The sequence below is a fragment of the Streptomyces sp. NPDC001822 genome (genome assembly GCF_042892135.1).
Classification (GTDB): domain Bacteria; phylum Actinomycetota; class Actinomycetes; order Streptomycetales; family Streptomycetaceae; genus Streptomyces.
Map to the genome: position 1 here is coordinate 389,015 of NZ_JBIATW010000007.1, position 14,910 is coordinate 403,924.

Annotated in this window: 16 protein-coding genes; 13 read left to right on the plus strand and 3 right to left on the minus strand. The window is 70.1% G+C overall.

Features of this window, described 5'->3' with window-relative positions; all coding sequences use genetic code 11:
• The first annotated feature begins 146 nt into the window (after nt 1-146).
• The 10 genes from ACFYY2_RS19450 to ACFYY2_RS19495 all read left to right on the plus strand — a co-directional run bounded on the left by ACFYY2_RS19450 (nt 147) and on the right by ACFYY2_RS19495 (nt 11,014).
• Nucleotides 147-836 (plus strand): AAA family ATPase, encoded by a 690-nt coding sequence (locus ACFYY2_RS19450; RefSeq protein WP_388744270.1) that lies wholly within the window; start codon nt 147-149, stop codon nt 834-836.
• A 192-nt stretch (nt 837-1,028) separates the two neighbouring features.
• Nucleotides 1,029-1,799: an enhanced serine sensitivity protein SseB gene (locus ACFYY2_RS19455; RefSeq protein ID WP_388744273.1), complete on the plus strand. Its 771-nt coding sequence runs from the start codon at nt 1,029-1,031 to the stop codon at nt 1,797-1,799.
• 156 nt (nt 1,800-1,955) lie between these two features.
• Complete coding sequence (locus ACFYY2_RS19460) at nt 1,956-2,747, plus strand: enhanced serine sensitivity protein SseB C-terminal domain-containing protein (RefSeq protein WP_388744276.1); 792 nt, start codon at nt 1,956-1,958, stop codon at nt 2,745-2,747.
• 365 nt (nt 2,748-3,112) lie between these two features.
• Entirely contained in the window at nt 3,113-4,105 is a 993-nt protein-coding gene (locus ACFYY2_RS19465; protein ID WP_388744279.1) for an ABC transporter permease, read from the plus strand.
• Between the two features lie 44 nt (nt 4,106-4,149).
• A complete protein-coding gene (locus ACFYY2_RS19470) occupies nt 4,150-5,913 on the plus strand; it encodes an ABC transporter substrate-binding protein (RefSeq protein ID WP_388744282.1) in 1,764 nt (587 codons plus the stop codon).
• Nucleotides 5,914-6,004: 91 nt separating this feature from the next.
• Nucleotides 6,005-6,994: an ABC transporter permease gene (locus ACFYY2_RS19475; protein WP_388744285.1), complete on the plus strand. Its 990-nt coding sequence runs from the start codon at nt 6,005-6,007 to the stop codon at nt 6,992-6,994.
• Entirely contained in the window at nt 6,991-8,097 is a 1,107-nt protein-coding gene (locus tag ACFYY2_RS19480; protein ID WP_388744288.1) for an ABC transporter ATP-binding protein, read from the plus strand. The genes ACFYY2_RS19475 and ACFYY2_RS19480 overlap by 4 nt, the downstream gene beginning before the upstream one ends.
• Nucleotides 8,094-9,398 carry an ABC transporter ATP-binding protein gene (locus tag ACFYY2_RS19485; protein WP_388744291.1) on the plus strand — a complete coding sequence of 435 codons (1,305 nt, stop codon included), beginning with the start codon at nt 8,094-8,096 and terminating at the stop codon, nt 9,396-9,398. Before ACFYY2_RS19480 ends, ACFYY2_RS19485 begins: the two co-directional genes overlap by 4 nt.
• An 18-nt stretch (nt 9,399-9,416) precedes the next feature.
• Entirely contained in the window at nt 9,417-10,088 is a 672-nt protein-coding gene (locus tag ACFYY2_RS19490; RefSeq protein ID WP_388744295.1) for a trimeric intracellular cation channel family protein, read from the plus strand.
• Between the two features lie 50 nt (nt 10,089-10,138).
• Nucleotides 10,139-11,014 carry a thioesterase family protein gene (locus tag ACFYY2_RS19495; protein WP_388744298.1) on the plus strand — a complete coding sequence of 292 codons (876 nt, stop codon included), beginning with the start codon at nt 10,139-10,141 and terminating at the stop codon, nt 11,012-11,014.
• A gap of 156 nt (nt 11,015-11,170) precedes the next feature.
• Here ACFYY2_RS19495 and ACFYY2_RS19500 read toward each other — a convergent pair whose 3' ends face one another.
• Nucleotides 11,171-11,794, minus strand: a complete 624-nt coding sequence (locus ACFYY2_RS19500; RefSeq protein ID WP_388744301.1) for a TetR family transcriptional regulator — start codon at nt 11,792-11,794, stop codon at nt 11,171-11,173.
• A 105-nt stretch (nt 11,795-11,899) separates the two neighbouring features.
• Between ACFYY2_RS19500 and ACFYY2_RS19505 the strand changes: the two genes are divergently transcribed.
• The 3 genes from ACFYY2_RS19505 to ACFYY2_RS19515 all read left to right on the plus strand — a co-directional run bounded on the left by ACFYY2_RS19505 (nt 11,900) and on the right by ACFYY2_RS19515 (nt 13,706).
• Nucleotides 11,900-12,055 (plus strand): hypothetical protein, encoded by a 156-nt coding sequence (locus ACFYY2_RS19505; protein WP_388744304.1) that lies wholly within the window; start codon nt 11,900-11,902, stop codon nt 12,053-12,055.
• A 16-nt stretch (nt 12,056-12,071) separates the two neighbouring features.
• Nucleotides 12,072-12,425 carry a DUF4190 domain-containing protein gene (locus ACFYY2_RS19510; RefSeq protein WP_388744307.1) on the plus strand — a complete coding sequence of 118 codons (354 nt, stop codon included), beginning with the start codon at nt 12,072-12,074 and terminating at the stop codon, nt 12,423-12,425.
• 111 nt (nt 12,426-12,536) lie between these two features.
• Nucleotides 12,537-13,706 carry a cysteine desulfurase family protein gene (locus ACFYY2_RS19515; RefSeq protein WP_388744310.1) on the plus strand — a complete coding sequence of 390 codons (1,170 nt, stop codon included), beginning with the start codon at nt 12,537-12,539 and terminating at the stop codon, nt 13,704-13,706.
• 379 nt (nt 13,707-14,085) lie between these two features.
• Here ACFYY2_RS19515 and ACFYY2_RS19520 read toward each other — a convergent pair whose 3' ends face one another.
• Both ACFYY2_RS19520 and ACFYY2_RS19525 read right to left on the minus strand, forming a co-directional pair.
• The gene (locus ACFYY2_RS19520; protein WP_388744313.1) at nt 14,086-14,529 is read right to left on the minus strand and encodes a hypothetical protein; all 444 of its coding nucleotides are present in this window, start codon (nt 14,527-14,529) and stop codon (nt 14,086-14,088) included.
• Nucleotides 14,530-14,597: 68 nt separating this feature from the next.
• Nucleotides 14,598-14,813, minus strand: a complete 216-nt coding sequence (locus tag ACFYY2_RS19525) for a sigma factor-like helix-turn-helix DNA-binding protein (protein WP_388744316.1) — start codon at nt 14,811-14,813, stop codon at nt 14,598-14,600.
• Nucleotides 14,814-14,910 lie beyond the last annotated feature (97 nt).

Consider the following 14,910-nt stretch of genomic DNA (forward strand, 5'->3'; position numbering starts at 1 on the left):
CATTGGGAGAGAGTGGGGCGTCCAGGTCCGTGCGGGTGTCCGGAGCGGGACGCCCGCGACACGTGCGGTCCGGACCGGTTGTGCCGCATTACCTTTTCTTTACACTTCTTGGGCAGGTCAGTGGGTGAATCGGCAGGGGGACGGCGATGAGGTTGCAGCGCTACGCGACGACCGCGGGGGTCACGCACGAGGTCATGCCCCAGCAGCCGGGCGCGCCGGCCAGGGAGCTGACGGGCGGACCGGCGCCTGTGGTGCGGGATCTGCGGGACGCCGAGGGGCGGGGCCCGCGCGGCCTGGACTTCGCCGCGGGGGACGTGGTGGTGGTCTCCGGGCTGCCCGGCAGCGGTAAGTCGACGCTGATCCGGCGGGCGGTCGAGGAACACGCGATCGACTCCCAGGACACCAGGGACCGCTGGGCCGAGGCCATGCCCGGATTACTCCCGTACGCGCTCTACCGCCCCCTGGTGCGCGCCGCGCACTACGCCGGGCTGTGGCGGACCCTCCGCTCGGGCGCGTCCGTGGTCGTGCACGACTGCGGCACACAGGCCTGGGTGCGCCGCTGGCTGGCGCGTGAGGCCCGGCGCCGGGGCCGCCGGCTCCACCTCGTGCTGCTCGACGTCGCCCCCGGGGTGGCGCGGCAGGGACAGCGGGAACGCGGGCGCGGCGTCTCCGGATACGCCTTCGCCCGGCACCGGCGCGCCGTGGGCCGGCTGCTGCGTGACACCGAGAGCGGGGTGCTGCCACCGGGTTGCGCCTCGGCGGTGCTCCTCGACCGGGAGTCGGCGGGGGCCGTCGCCCGCATCTCCTTCCCGGAGGCCGGGCCTCCGCAGCGGTAGCCGCCCGGCGGCGGCGCCCGACCGGGGTGTCACCGTTCGCATACGCACAGTCCGCCGGACTCCGGCGGGCCGTCCGGAATACGGACGACCCGCCGGGGCCTGGCACCGCTTCCGCCCGCGGCCCTGCGACAGGGGCTCGACCCGGTCTAAGGTTTCTGCCGCACAGCATGGCGAGAAAGGGACACAGACACCGTGGACATTCCGGCCCAGGCCGCGCCCCCTCAGACGAACGGATGGCCGGCCAACGAGCTCGAAGAAGTGCTCGGCGCCTCCATCGGCATACCCGGAGCCGGCGGCCGGCTGGTCGAGGTGCTCGGCCGCAGCCACGTCTGGGTGCCCCTGCCGAACGGCGGCGGGCCCGACAGCGCCGACCTCGACCTCCCGACCGTGGACATCGACGGCGCCGCCTACGTCCCCGTGTTCAGCTCCGAGGCGCAGTTCCTCCAGTGCGTCGGATCGCACCTCTCCTTCGCCGTCGCGCCCGCGCGCGAGTTCGCCCGCGGGCTGCCCCCGCAGCTCGGAATCGCGGTGAACCCCGGGGGAGCGGTCGGCGTGCCCCTGCCGCCGCCCGCCGTCGCCGAGCTCTGCCGGGCCGGCCGCACCCCGCTGGACGGGGCCGCGAGCGGAGGCCGGGTGCGGCTCTACCAGCCGGACTGGAAGGAGGACCCGGTCGACTTCCTGGCCGCGGTGTCCGAGGAGTTCCGGGCGACGGGCGTGGTGAGCACCGCGCGCCGGGCGCTGGCCAGCATCGAGGGCGACAGCCCCGTCCTGTTCGTCGGCGTCGAGGCCGGCGTCTTCGACGACGCGGGACAGAGCGCCCCGATGGACGCGCTCGGCCGGGCCCTGGGACGCGTCCAGGTGCCCTGGCCGGTCAATCTCGTCCTGCTCGACGTGGCTCGGGACCCGGTGGGCGACTGGATGCTGGAGAAGGTGCGCCCTTTCTACGTGCGCGAGGCGTACTGAGGCCCGGGCGACGCTCCGCCACGCGGCGTCAAGGCGGTGTCAGGGGCGGCGCATAAGCTGGTTTGATGGCGGGACCGGCGCGCCCGGGAGCGGCTGCACGGCACCGCGGGGCGAGCGGGCGGCGGAACAGCGGATCGAAGAGGGGCGGGACCCAGGGTGAGTGCGTCAGGCACCGCGGCGGCCGGACAGGTCGAGCACATGCTGCGCCAAGTGACCCCCGGGCGCCTCGACACGTACGAGGAGCTGCTGAGGTCCCTGGCCGGCGGGCAGGTCTGGATGCTGCTCTGGCACGGCACGGCGGGCTCCCCCGACGCGCAGTACGGCAACATGGAGGTGGACGGCCTCGGTTACGCCCCCTGCGTGACCTCCGCCCAGGAACTCTCCGCGAGCGGCTGGAGCAGGGCCCACGAGGTCACGACCGGCCGCGACATCGCCCGCTCCCTCTTCCCGGACCGCTGGGGCATCTGGCTCAACCCGCACGCTCCCGGCGGGGGCGTCGGCATTCCCTGGCTCGACCTGCGCCGCATCGCGACCGGACTCGACCGCATGCCGGCGGGCCCGCTGCGGCTCTCCGAACCGGCCATCGAGATCCCGCAGTTCTACGCCCTGCTGTCGCAGAACGCCCACCGCACCCCTGCCGTCCGCGCACTGCGGCGCGCCTGGGTACAGCCGGCCCTGGGCGTTCCGTACCTGGCGATCGGGCTCGACCTCTACGACACCGGCCGTCCGTCCGTGGACGCCGTGCGCGCGATGATGCGGCAGTCGATCGGCGTGGTGCCCGACGGCCTGCCCGTCTCCACGGTCTCGATGTCCGACGAGTACGACCCGGTCGCGATGTGGCTCCGCGCCAACTCCCGGCCCTTCTACGACCGCGAGGCGCACGCGCCGGTGCCCGGCACGGGTTACGGCTACCCGCCCGCCCCCGGCCCGGCCCCGCAGGCGTACTGACGGACCGTCGGCCCGGTGCGGCCGAGTGTGTGGCCGAGTGTCAATTGGTCATCACATCAACGTGCTTGGGCGGCATGTCCGCTATAGCGGATTAGTGGCCGACAGGTCCGCTCACGCAGCACAGCTGTCCGGATAACGGAAGCCTCTGGGCAGCATCACGTTTGAGCAAACATTCCCCGTCAGGTCTGGCGGGTGATCGCGAACTGACTTCAAACTCCACAGAGCAGGTGTTCCCTGCCCCGCACATCCCTCTTTCAAACAGGGTCAGTTCCGGGGTGTGCGATCACGTGTGTCACGTTTTGTACGAGCCGCTACAGCGGCGGTCATGGGCCGGCCACCGTCGGCCGAGAGGGGTCTCCACCGCAATGACGGCACCTATCGAGACCACCAGGGCGGAAGTGCAGCCCGAAGCGGTGCTGGAAGGCGCCCCGCGCAAGCAGATCGAGGGCCGCTCGCTCGGCCGGATCGCCTGGACCCGCTTCAAGCGGGACAAGGCCGCGATGGCCGGTGGCATCGTTGTCGTGCTGCTGATCCTCACCGCCCTGCTGTCCAAGCCGCTCCAGGCGCTCCTCGGGCTCGACCCCGACGCGTTCAACCAGAGCCTGGTCGATCCCGTACTGCTCGCGCCCAAGGGGGACTTCGGCGGTATCAGCTGGGACCACCCGTTCGGGGTCGAGCCCCAGACGGGCCGCGACATCCTGGCGCGCATCCTCGAAGGCTCCTGGGTCTCGCTGGTCGTCGCCGTCGGCTCGACGCTGCTCTCGGTCGTGATCGGTGTCGTCATGGGCGTCGTCGCGGGCTTCTACGGCGGCTGGGTGGACAGCTTCATCAGCCGGCTGATGGACACCTTCCTGGCGTTCCCGCTGCTGCTCTTCGCGATCTCCATCTCGGCCTCCCTGCAGGGCGAGGCGTTCGGACTGCAGGGACTGGCGCTGCGGATCGCGGTTCTGATCTTCGTCATCGGCTTCTTCAGCTGGCCCTACATCGGCCGCATCGTCCGCGCGCAGACCCTGTCGCTCCGCGAGCGGGAGTTCGTCGAGGCCTCGAGGTCGCTCGGCGCCCGCGGTCCCTTCATCCTCTTCCGCGAACTGCTGCCGAACCTGATCGCGCCGATCCTGGTGTACGCGACACTCCTGATCCCCACGAACATCCTCTTCGAGGCATCCCTCAGCTTCCTCGGCGTCGGTATCGCGCCGCCGCAGGCTTCCTGGGGCGGAATGCTGACCCAGGCGGTCGACCTCTACGAGGTGGACCCGATGTTCATGGTCATCCCCGGTATGGCGATCTTCATCACCGTGCTGGCCTTCAATCTGCTGGGGGACGGGCTGCGTGACGCACTCGACCCTCGTGGCAAGTAATCGCGGCCATGCCGCACCGTTCGATCGAGGGGGCTTTCCTCAGCATGAGAAACAGAAAGACAGCTTCGGCCATCGCCGTCGCCGTGGCGGTCGCGCTCGGCGCGTCGGCCTGCAGCGGCAGTGACAAGGGCACCGACGGAGCGGGGGGCGCCGGCGGGGGCAAGGCCGACGCCGGCCTGACGTCCATCGTCAACAAGACCGACAAGAAGGGGGGGACGGTCACCTTCGAGCACTCGAGCGGTCCCGACTCCCTGGACCCGGGCAACACGTACTACGGCTGGGTGCAGAACTTCTCCCGCCTGTACGGCCGTTCCCTGGTCACCTTCAAGCCGGCCGCCGGCAAGGAGAGCCTGGAGATCGTCCCGGACCTCGCCACCGGTCTCGGCAAGGCCAGCGCGGACGCCAAGTCCTGGACCTACACGATCCGCAAGGGCGTGAAGTTCGAGGACGGCACGGAGATCACCTCGAAGGACGTCAAGTACGCCGTCGAGCGCTCGAACTTCGCGCCGGAGGCCCTGTCCAACGGTCCGACCTACTTCAAGGCGTACCTCGAGGGCGGCGACAAGTACAAGGGTCCCTACAAGGACAAGTCCCCCGAGGGCCTCAAGTCCATCGAGACCCCGGACGACTACACGATCGTCTTCAAGCTGAACAAGCCGTTCGCGGACATGGACTACCTCGCCGCCTTCTCGCAGACCGCTCCGGTCCCGCAGAAGGCCGACAAGGGCGCCAGCTACGTCCAGAAGATCGTGTCCTCGGGCCCGTACAAGTTCTCGGCGTACGACGAGAGCAAGGGCGCGACGCTCGTCCGCAACCCGGAGTGGGACCCGAAGACGGACCCGATCCGCAAGGCCCTGCCGGACAAGATCGAGCTCAAGCTCAACGTCAACCCCACCACGGTCGACGACCACCTGCTCAACGACGTCACCACCGCCGACATCGCGGGCACCGGTCTGCAGTCCAAGACGCAGCCCAAGGTCCTCGTGAAGGCCGCCGAGAAGGCGAAGACGGACAACCCGTACGCCGGCGTGCTGCAGTACATGGCGCTGAACGTCAACGTGAAGCCGTTCGACAACGTCGAGTGCCGCAAGGCCGTCCAGTACGCGGTCGACAAGCAGAGCCTGATCGACTCGATCGGTGGCTCGGTCAAGGGCGACCCGGCCACCACGGTCATCCCCCCGACCGTCGCCGGCTACAAGAAGTTCGACCTGTACCCGACCGCGGGCAACAAGGGCGACGCCGCCAAGGCGAAGGAGGCGCTGACCAAGTGCGGTCAGCCCAAGGGCTTCAAGACCACGCTCACGGCGCGCTCCGACCGTCCTGACGAGATCACCGCGGCCACGCAGCTCCAGGGCAGCCTGAAGGCGATCGGCATCACCGCCGAGATCAAGCAGTTCCCCTCGGACAAGTACTTCACCGACTTCGCGGGTGTCCCGGCCTGGGTGCACAAGAACAACGCGGGCATGATGATGATGCAGTGGGGTGCCGACTGGCCGACCGGCTTCGGCTTCCTCGACCAGATCGTGAACGGCACGGCCATCAAGCCGTCCGGTGGCACGAACCTGATGGAGCTCAACGACAAGGCCGTCAACGAGGCCCTCGTCAAGGGCATCGGCACGGTGGACGCCACCGCGCGCAACGCCGCCTGGGGCGACGTCGACCAGAAGGTCATGGAGAACGCCTCGGTCGTCCCGCTCGTCTACCGCAAGAACCTGCTGTACCGCCCGGACTCCGCGGCGAACGTCACGGTCACGGACGCATACCTCGGCATGTACGACTACGTGCTGATGACCTCGACCAAGAAGTAACACCTGTTCATCGACAGCATCATTTGAAAGGCAGGTGAAGGCGCCGGGCCGGCGGGTGTCAACCCGCTCGCCCGCCCGGCGCCGCACGGCTGTGGCTGCGTACATCATCCGACGCGTATTCGCCGCGGTGTTGCTGCTGCTGGTGGTCAGCGCAGTCACGTTCGCGATCTTCTTCCTGGTCCCCCGCCTCGGCGGGCAGACCCTCGACTCGATGGCCGCTCAGTACGTCGGGAAGAGTCCCGACCCCGACGTCATCGCCGCGGTCAAGAAGAACCTGGGGCTCGACCAGCCCCTGTACCTGCAGTACTGGAACTTCATCAAGGGCATCGTCGTCGGCGCCGACTACCAGTTCGGTCCCGACCCGGTCACCTGTCATGCCCCGTGCTTCGGCTACTCCTTCAAGACCCACACCGAGATCTGGCCCCAGCTCATCGACCGCATCCCGGTCACGCTGTCCATGGCCATCGGTGCGGCCGTCCTCTGGGTCGTCTCCGGTGTCGCCGCCGGTGTCGTCTCCGCCCTCAAGCGGGGGTCGCTCTTCGACCGCCTCTCCATGGGCGTCGCCCTCGCCGGTGTCTCCCTGCCGATGTTCTTCACCGGCCTCGTCGTCCTGGCGCTGTTCGGCAACGGCGAGTACGTCCCGTTCACCCAGAACCCCGTCGAGTGGGCGAGCGCCCTGGTCCTTCCCTGGTGCACGCTCGCCCTGCTGTACTCCGCCCTCTACGCCCGGCTCACCCGGGCCGGGATGCTGGAGACGATGGGCGAGGACTACATCCGCACCGCGCGGGCCAAGGGCCTCCAGGAGCGCAAGGTCGTCGTCAAGCACGGCCTGCGCGCGGCGCTCACCCCGCTCGTCACGATCTTCGGCATGGACTTCGCGCTGCTGCTCGGCGGCGCGGTCATCACCGAGAGAGTCTTCTCCTTCCAGGGGCTCGGCGCGTTCGCCATCCAAGGTGTGACCACGGCCGACCTGCCCAAGGTGATGGGCGTGACCCTGGTCGCCGCCTTCTTCATCGTCATCTGCAACCTGCTGGTGGACCTCGTGTACGCCGCGATCGACCCCCGGGTGAGGCTCTCATGAGCGACGTCAGCAAGAAGGAAACCCCCGCGCCCGAGACGGCGCCGGCGACGGTCCCCGCTCCCCGGGACGCCTCGGCGGACGCGAAGGAGTTCCTCTCCGTACGCAACCTCAGCATCCACTTCGACACCGACGACGGTCTGGTCAAGTCCGTCGACGGCGTCAGCTTCGACCTGAAGGCCGGTCAGACCCTCGGCATCGTGGGTGAGTCGGGATCGGGCAAGTCCGTGACCTCGCTGGGGATCATGGGACTGCACACCTCGGAGCGCGCCCGGATCGGTGGTGAGATCTGGCTCGACGGTGAGGAGCTGATCGGCGCCGGTCCCGAGCGGGTACGTGAGCTGCGCGGCCAGAAGATGGCGATGATCTTCCAGGACCCGCTGTCGGCGCTGCACCCGTACTACAGCATCGGCGCGCAGATCGTGGAGGCCCACCGCGTCCACAACAAGGTCGACAAGAAGACGGCCAAGAAGCGCGCGGTGGAGATGCTGGACCGGGTCGGGATCCCCGAGCCGCACCGCCGTTACGAGGACTACCCGCACCAGTTCTCCGGCGGTATGCGCCAGCGCGCCATGATCGCGATGGCCCTGGTCAACAACCCCCAGCTGCTGATCGCCGACGAGCCGACGACGGCCCTGGACGTCACCGTCCAGGCGCAGATCCTCGACCTGATCCGCGACCTGCAGAAGGAGTTCGGCTCCGCGGTCGTCATGATCACCCACGACCTCGGCGTCGTCGCCGAGATCGCGGACAACCTGCTGGTCATGTACGCGGGCCGCTGCATCGAGCGGGGAAGCGCCGAGAAGGTCTTCTACGGTCCCCAGCACCCCTACACCTGGGGGCTGCTGGGCTCGATGCCGCGCATCGACCGCGAGCAGACCGACCGGCTCGTCCCGGTCAAGGGGTCGCCGCCCAGCCTCATCAACGTCCCGTCCGGCTGCGCCTTCCACCCGCGCTGCCCGTACGCCGACGTGCCCAAGGACAACATCACCCGCACCGAGCGCCCCGAGCTGACGCCGGCCGGCGACGGGCACTACTCCGCGTGCCACATGTCGCGTGAGCAGCGGGAACAGATCTGGACCGAAGAGATTGCGCCGAAGCTGTGACTGATCTGAAGAAGGAGGCCCCCGCGTCCGCCGCGGCAGGGCCGGACGGGTCCGGGTCGGAGCCGCTCCTCAAGGTCGAGGGTCTGGCCAAGCACTTCCCGATCACCAAGGGCGTGCTGAAGCGCAAGGTCGGTGCGGTCAAGGCCGTCGACGGGCTGACCTTCGACGTCCGCCCGGGGGAGACCCTCGGTGTGGTCGGTGAGTCGGGCTGCGGCAAGTCGACCATGGGCCGGCTGGTGACGCGTCTGCTCGAACCGACCGGTGGCAAGGTCGAGTTCCAGGGCCGCGACATCACCCACATGTCCGCGGGGCGGCTGCGGCCGATGCGCCGCGACATCCAGATGATCTTCCAGGACCCCTACGGGTCGCTGAACCCGCGCCACACCGTCGGCGGGATCATCGGCACCCCCTTCAGGCTCCAGGGCGTCAAGCCCGAGGGCGGCGTGAAGAAGGAGGTCCAGCGGCTGCTGGAGCTGGTGGGTCTCAACCCCGAGCACTACAACCGCTATCCGCACGAGTTCTCCGGCGGTCAGCGCCAGCGCGTCGGTATCGCCCGCGCGCTCGCCCTCAACCCGAAGCTCGTCGTCGCGGACGAGCCGGTCTCCGCGCTGGACGTGTCGATCCAGGCCCAGGTCGTGAACCTGCTGGACGACCTCCAGGACGAGCTCGGTCTCACCTACATGATCATCGCGCACGACCTCTCGGTCATCCGCCACGTGTCGGACCGGATCGCGGTCATGTACCTCGGCAAGATCGTCGAGCTGGCGGACCGCGACTCGCTGTACGGGGCGCCCATGCACCCGTACACGAAGGCCCTGATGTCCGCGGTGCCGGTACCCGACCCCCGGCGTCGCGGCGAGAAGAGCGACCGCATCCTGCTCAAGGGCGACGTGCCGTCGCCCATCTCGCCGCCGAGCGGCTGCCGGTTCCACACCCGGTGCTGGAAGGCGACGCAGGTCTGCAAGACCACGGAGCCGCCGCTGCTGCAGCTCAAGACCGGGCACCAGGTGGCATGCCACCACCCGGAGAACGGCGAGGACCAGGCCCCCGGGGACGCGCCGCTCGTCGCGGACGTCATCACGGTGAAGCCGGCGAAGGACGCCGAACCCGTCACCGAAAAGAAGGCGGCCGAAGCGGTCGCCGAGGCGAAGCCCGCCGTTGCCGAGAAGCCGGCCGTGGCGGAGAAGGCCGCGGTTGCCGAGGCCGCCGAGCCGGAAGGGGCTGCCGAGGCCGCCTCCGAGGACGCCGGAAAGGGCTCCGCCGCACCGTCCACCGGTACGGAGGAGAAGCCGAAGGAGTAGGACCGGCACAATTGCCCGGTGCTCAACGAACTCTTCACCCCCTCCGTCCAGCACGCGCTCGACATCGCGGGAATCTTCGTCTTCGCGATCTCGGGCGCCCTGCTCGCCGTACGCAAGAACTTCGATGTCTTCGGCATCGCGGTGCTCGCCGAGGTGACAGCGCTGGGCGGAGGGATTTTCCGTGACGTGATGATCGGCGCGCTGCCCCCGGCGGCCTTCACGGACCTCGGGTACTTCCTCACGCCCCTGCTCGCCGCCGGCCTGGTGTTCTTCCTGCACCCGCACGTCGAGCGCATCCAGGTCGGTGTCAACGTGTTCGACGCGGCGGGGCTGGGTCTGTTCTGCGTGTCCGGCACGATCAAGGCGCACGACTACGGCCTCGGTCTCACCTCGTCGGCCGCTCTCGGACTGGCCACCGCGGTCGGCGGCGGCGTGCTGCGGGACGTCCTGGCCAACGAGGTGCCCTCGCTGCTGCGCTGGGACCGCGACCTGTATGCCGTACCCGCCATCGTCGGGGCCGTGACCGTGGTGCTCTGCATCCGCTTCGACACGCTCAACGCCTACACCAGCGGTGCCGCGGTGATCACGGCCTTCGTCCTGCGGCTGCTGTCCATGCGCTTCCACTGGAGGGCCCCGCGCGCCTGGAACAGGCGCTCGGCCTCGGCGGAGGACAACTCGGCCGTCATCTGACCACAACAAAAGCTACCGCTCAGTAATACGATCGGTGTACGGTGCATGCCATGGCACAGGCAGCAGCGCAGGCGTCGCGCGCGGTACACGCGGTACGGGCGACCATCGGGGACAGCGAGTTCGACCGCGACACCGCGGTCACGCTCCGGGGGGACGGTGTCTACGACGCGGAACTCTCCGCGGGCTGGACGATCATCCGCGCGGTCAACGGCGGCTATCTGCTCGCCATCCTCGGCCGGGCGCTCGGTGAGGCGCTCCCGCATCCCGACCCCTTCTCGGTCTCCGCGCACTACCTGACCGCCTCCGTTCCCGGTCCGGCCGTGATCCGCACACAGGTCGTCCGCACCGGGCGCACCCTCTCCACGGGCGAGGCGTCGCTCTTCCAGTTCGCTGAGGACGGCAGTGAGATCGAGCGCATCCGGGTGCTGGCCACCTACGGCGACCTGGACGGTCTGACCGACGAGGTCCGGACGTCGGCGGAGCCGCCGGTGATCCCGCCCATGGCGCACTGCCTCGGCCCGGCGGACGGTCCCGCGCCCATCCCCGGGAGTTCGGCCATCACCGAACGGCTCGACATCAGACTCGACCCCGCGACGATCGGCTGGGCCGTCGGCGCCCCCTCGGGCAAGGGCGAGATGCGAGGCTGGTTCGGCCTCGCGGACGGACGTGACGCCGACCCGCTCTCGCTGCTGCTGACGGTCGACGCGCTGCCGCCGACCTCGTTCGAGCTGGGCCTGAAGGGCTGGACGCCCACCATCGAGCTCACCACGCACATCCGCTGCCGCCCGGCCCCGGGCCCGCTGCGCGTCTCCATCACCACCCGCAATCTCGCAGGCGGCTTCCTTGAGGAGGACGCGGACGTCTGGGACAGTGCCGGCCGCCTCGTGGCTCAGTCCCGCCAGCTCGCACGCGCGCCGCGCGCCTGAAGCCGCCCGCGCGGGCCGGTGCCGTGCCCGCCCGGTTCTGCCCGCTGCCCCGCTGCCCCGCTGTGCCGTGCGGCCCGGTCCGGTCGGCTCGCGCCTCCCGTACCCGAGCCGCGGCCCGGGTGCCCGCGGTGATGACGGGCGCCCCCTGGGCGGTCCTCAGGCTGCGTCGAGCCAGTGGGCCCTGCCGAGCGTGACCAGGCGCAGCCTGCGGCGCGCCACCCGGACGACCTCCTGCCGGCCGTCGGGACCCGCGTCCAGGAGCGCGGAGGCGGTGAGCACCATGTGGTCGACGTACAGGCCGCCCAGCATGAGCAGGTCGTCGCGCTCCCACCCGGCGGACTCCGGCTCCTCGGCCAGGACCCCGGCCACCTCTTCCGTGAACAGCCGCAGTTGGGCGGCGATGGCCTCACGCACCTGGCCCACCCCGCCGTGCTGCTCCCGCGCGATGAACCTGAAGTGGGCCGGCTGCGCCGTCACGTGACGTGCTATCAGCCGCACGCTCCGGTCCAGCCGTTCGTCGGTGTCGCCCGTCTCGGCGAGGATCGCGCCGATCATCCCGTGCAGGCTGCCCAGGGTCTCCTCGACCAGGGCGACGCCCAGGGCCGCCGTGCCGTCGAAGTGCCGGTAGAAGGCGGTCGGGGCCACGCCCACGGCGCGGGTCACCTCGCGCAGGCCCAGACTGCTCAGGCTCTGGTGCTCCAGCAGTTCGAGCGCCGCGTCGAGGAGCGCCTGGCGCGTCTTCAGTTTCTGGGCCTGTCGGACACCGACGGTGTGACTCATGCCATTCAGTAAACAACCGTTCTCCGAGTCGGGGAAGAGGTGAAGGGTCTAGACTCAAAAGTCAGTGAACAGTTGTACTCTCAAAGCTCGCAGAAAGGCACCGGCATGTTCGTCCTCGTCGCAGCCCTGCTCCTGCTGGGGGTCGTCCTCGGAGCGGTCGCCCATCTCCCGCTGCCGCTGACCCTGGCCGCCGCCGCCGTGATCGGTCTCTGGCTGGCGGGCTTCGGTGTCCGTGAACGCCTCGCCCGCCGCACCCGCTGACGAAGGAGCACGAACCATGACGCTCACGACCCCGCACATCGGCCGTTCCGCCGGCGCCCGGTTCCGCGAGGCGAGGCCCGCCGGCACCGGCACCGGCACCGGCCGAAGCCCCGCCGCCCGTACCCGCCGTCCGTCCCGGGAGGCGGACGGGCTGGCCGTCGCGTCGTTCGTGCTCGGGCTGCTCGGCCTGCTGGTGATGAACATCCTGCTCGGGCCCGTCGCCATCGTCATGGCGCTCATCGCCCTCGCCCGCTCCACCACCCGGCGCGGGCGCGCCCTGCTGGGGCTCGGCCTGGGTATCGCCGACCTGATCGTCCTCGCGGTGCTCGTGACCGCCAACGGCACCGTCTCCTGGAGCCTGGCCGGCTGACCGGCCGCAGCCGGACGCCGCGTGGGCGGCGTCGTCCGGGGTGCCCGCGCCCGCCGGTACGCCATGCGCCCGGCACGCGCCCCACCCCGGGCTCGTAGAATCGGTTCCACCATGGCTTACCTCGACCACGCCGCGACCACACCGATGCTCCCTGAGGCGATCGCGGCGATGACCGCGCAGCTCGCCGTCACCGGCAACGCGTCCTCACTGCACGCCGCCGGGCGCAGGGCCCGCCGTACCGTCGAGGAGTCCAGAGAGACCCTCGCCGACGCGCTCGGCGCCCGCCCGAGCGAGGTGGTCCTCACCTCGGGGGGCACCGAGGCCGACAACCTCGCCGTGAAGGGGCTCTACTGGGCCCGCCGCGACGCCGACCCCCGGCGCACGAGAGTCCTCGCCAGCCCCGTCGAGCACCACGCGGTCCTGGACGCCGTGGACTGGCTCGCCGAGCACGAGGGCGCCCATGTCGACTACCTGCCGGTCGACTCCTACGGGCGGGTGCACCCCGACGCGCTGCGCGAGGCCCTCGCCCGCAATCCGGACGACGTGGCCATGATCAGCGTGATGTGGGCGAACAACGAGATCGGCACCGTCATGCCGATACGTGAACTCACCGAGGTGGCGCACGAGTTCGGCGTCCCGATGCATGCAGACGCCGTACAGGCCTTCGGGCAGCTGGAGGTCGACTTCGCCCGCTCCGGGCTGGCAGCGATGACCGTCAGCGCACACAAGATCGGTGGACCGGTCGGCACCGGCGCGCTGCTGCTGGGCCGTGACCAGACTCCCGTGCCCGTGCTGCACGGGGGCGGGCAGGAACGGCACGTGCGCTCCGGGACGCTCGACGTGGCCGCCGTGGCGGCGTTCGCCGTCGCCGGACGCCATGCAGCCGACGGTCGCGACGCGTTCGTCCGCGAGGTCGGGGCACTCCGCGACGACCTGGTCGCGGCGGTGCTGAAGGCCGTCCCCGACGCGATCCTCGGAGGCGACCCGGCCCCGGGCGGGCGGCTGCCCGCCAACGCCCACTTCACCTTTCCCGGCTGCGAGGGCGACTCCCTGCTGCTGCTGCTCGACGCCCAGGGGATCGAGTGCTCCACCGGTTCCGCGTGCACGGCGGGCATCGCCCAGCCCAGCCATGTGCTGCTGGCCACCGGAACCGACCCCGGCCTGGCCCGCGGCACCCTGCGCTTCTCGCTGGGTCACACGTCCACCGCGCGGGACGTCGAGGAACTCGCACGGGCGATCGGCCCCGCGGTCGACCGGGCCAGGACGGCGGGGCTCAGCTAAGGCCTTTCCTGCGGATCATCCGATCGAGGCCAGGAACGCCGCCGTCCATCCGGCGGGACTCCACCTCGCCACGATCCTCGTCCGGTCGGGGAGGCGATTCGAAGGGCCGCCCGGCCCCGTCCCTCGTCGTGGCAGATCGTCCGGGTGTCTCCCACCGCCTTGCCCCCCACCGACTTGTCCGGTTTGGCCAGCCTTGTCCGGTTCGGCGGTGGATGCGGTGTTCGCGATGACCGCCGGTGGGCGCGGGCAGCCGCACCGCCGAAAGTGCCGCCACGGCCCACCGGCGGTGATGGAATGGGCAAAGGTGGTGGCCCCGGTTCCGACGGGGCCACCACCCTGTGCTCATTCAGGCCGACTCGGTCAGGCCTCCTGCCTCAGCTCAGCCGGCGCAGAGGGTCACCTTGATCGTTGCGCCCTGGTGGACGATCGTGGGCGCGTGCGGCGAGACCGCGATGACCGAAGTCGGCTTGCAGTTGGGCGAGGACGCCTTGACGAACTCGGCCGTCATCCCTGCCTTGGTGAGCTGTCCCTTCGCGGTGGCGGAGTCCAGGCCCCCCAGTTCGAGAGGAATGGTTACCCCGCTCGGGTGGCCGTAGAGCACGGTGGTGGTGTCCTTGTCAGCGGTCGCGGCGTGGGACGAGGCTGCCTGACCCGTGGCATGCGAACCGCCGACGGCGGCGGCGGCCAGTGCGGTGCCACCGCCCACGATGACGAGGGCGGCCGAGATGCCCGCGATCGCCGTGACCCGCTTGCGGCGGGCCACGCGTGTGATGACGACGGCGTCGAACTGCGGTGCGTCGGAGCTGTTCACGAACTCGTTCATGGCATTCACCAATTCCTGCTCGAAGGGGGAGTACCCCGTGCCGCCGGAAGGCCGTGAAACGTCAGACGTCATTGTGTTCCTTCCGATGGCTGTTCTGATGAAGGGCCGGAGAGTGTGGGGAACTGGCCCCTGAGCTTGTCGATCCCCCGTGCGAGCTGGGATCGGACCGTGCCCGGCGCGATCCTGAGGTCGGCCGCGATCTCGTTGTCCGAGAGGTCGTGGAAGTACCGCAGGACCACGACTGTCCGCATGCGCATCGGCAGACCTTGCAGGGCCCGGACCAACTGGCGGTTTCTAGGGATCGTCGCAACACGTGGTCGTGTTGATCAGGCCGCGAGCAGTTTATGCAGGCGCTCGGCTGGGGTTTCCCAGCCGAGCGTT

Coding starts and splice junctions, on each gene's coding strand:
- ACFYY2_RS19505 (WP_388744304.1), top strand. CDS start 11,900: ATGTTCGTCCTCGTCGCAGCCCTGCTCCTGCTGGGGGTCGTCCTCGGA.
- ACFYY2_RS19470 (WP_388744282.1), top strand. CDS start 4,150: ATGAGAAACAGAAAGACAGCTTCGGCCATCGCCGTCGCCGTGGCGGTC.
- ACFYY2_RS19500 (WP_388744301.1), bottom strand. CDS start 11,794: ATGAGTCACACCGTCGGTGTCCGACAGGCCCAGAAACTGAAGACGCGC.
- ACFYY2_RS19520 (WP_388744313.1), bottom strand. CDS start 14,529: ATGAACGAGTTCGTGAACAGCTCCGACGCACCGCAGTTCGACGCCGTC.
- ACFYY2_RS19495 (WP_388744298.1), top strand. CDS start 10,139: ATGGCACAGGCAGCAGCGCAGGCGTCGCGCGCGGTACACGCGGTACGG.
- ACFYY2_RS19450 (WP_388744270.1), top strand. CDS start 147: ATGAGGTTGCAGCGCTACGCGACGACCGCGGGGGTCACGCACGAGGTC.
- ACFYY2_RS19510 (WP_388744307.1), top strand. CDS start 12,072: ATGACGCTCACGACCCCGCACATCGGCCGTTCCGCCGGCGCCCGGTTC.
- ACFYY2_RS19465 (WP_388744279.1), top strand. CDS start 3,113: ATGACGGCACCTATCGAGACCACCAGGGCGGAAGTGCAGCCCGAAGCG.
- ACFYY2_RS19480 (WP_388744288.1), top strand. CDS start 6,991: ATGAGCGACGTCAGCAAGAAGGAAACCCCCGCGCCCGAGACGGCGCCG.
- ACFYY2_RS19515 (WP_388744310.1), top strand. CDS start 12,537: ATGGCTTACCTCGACCACGCCGCGACCACACCGATGCTCCCTGAGGCG.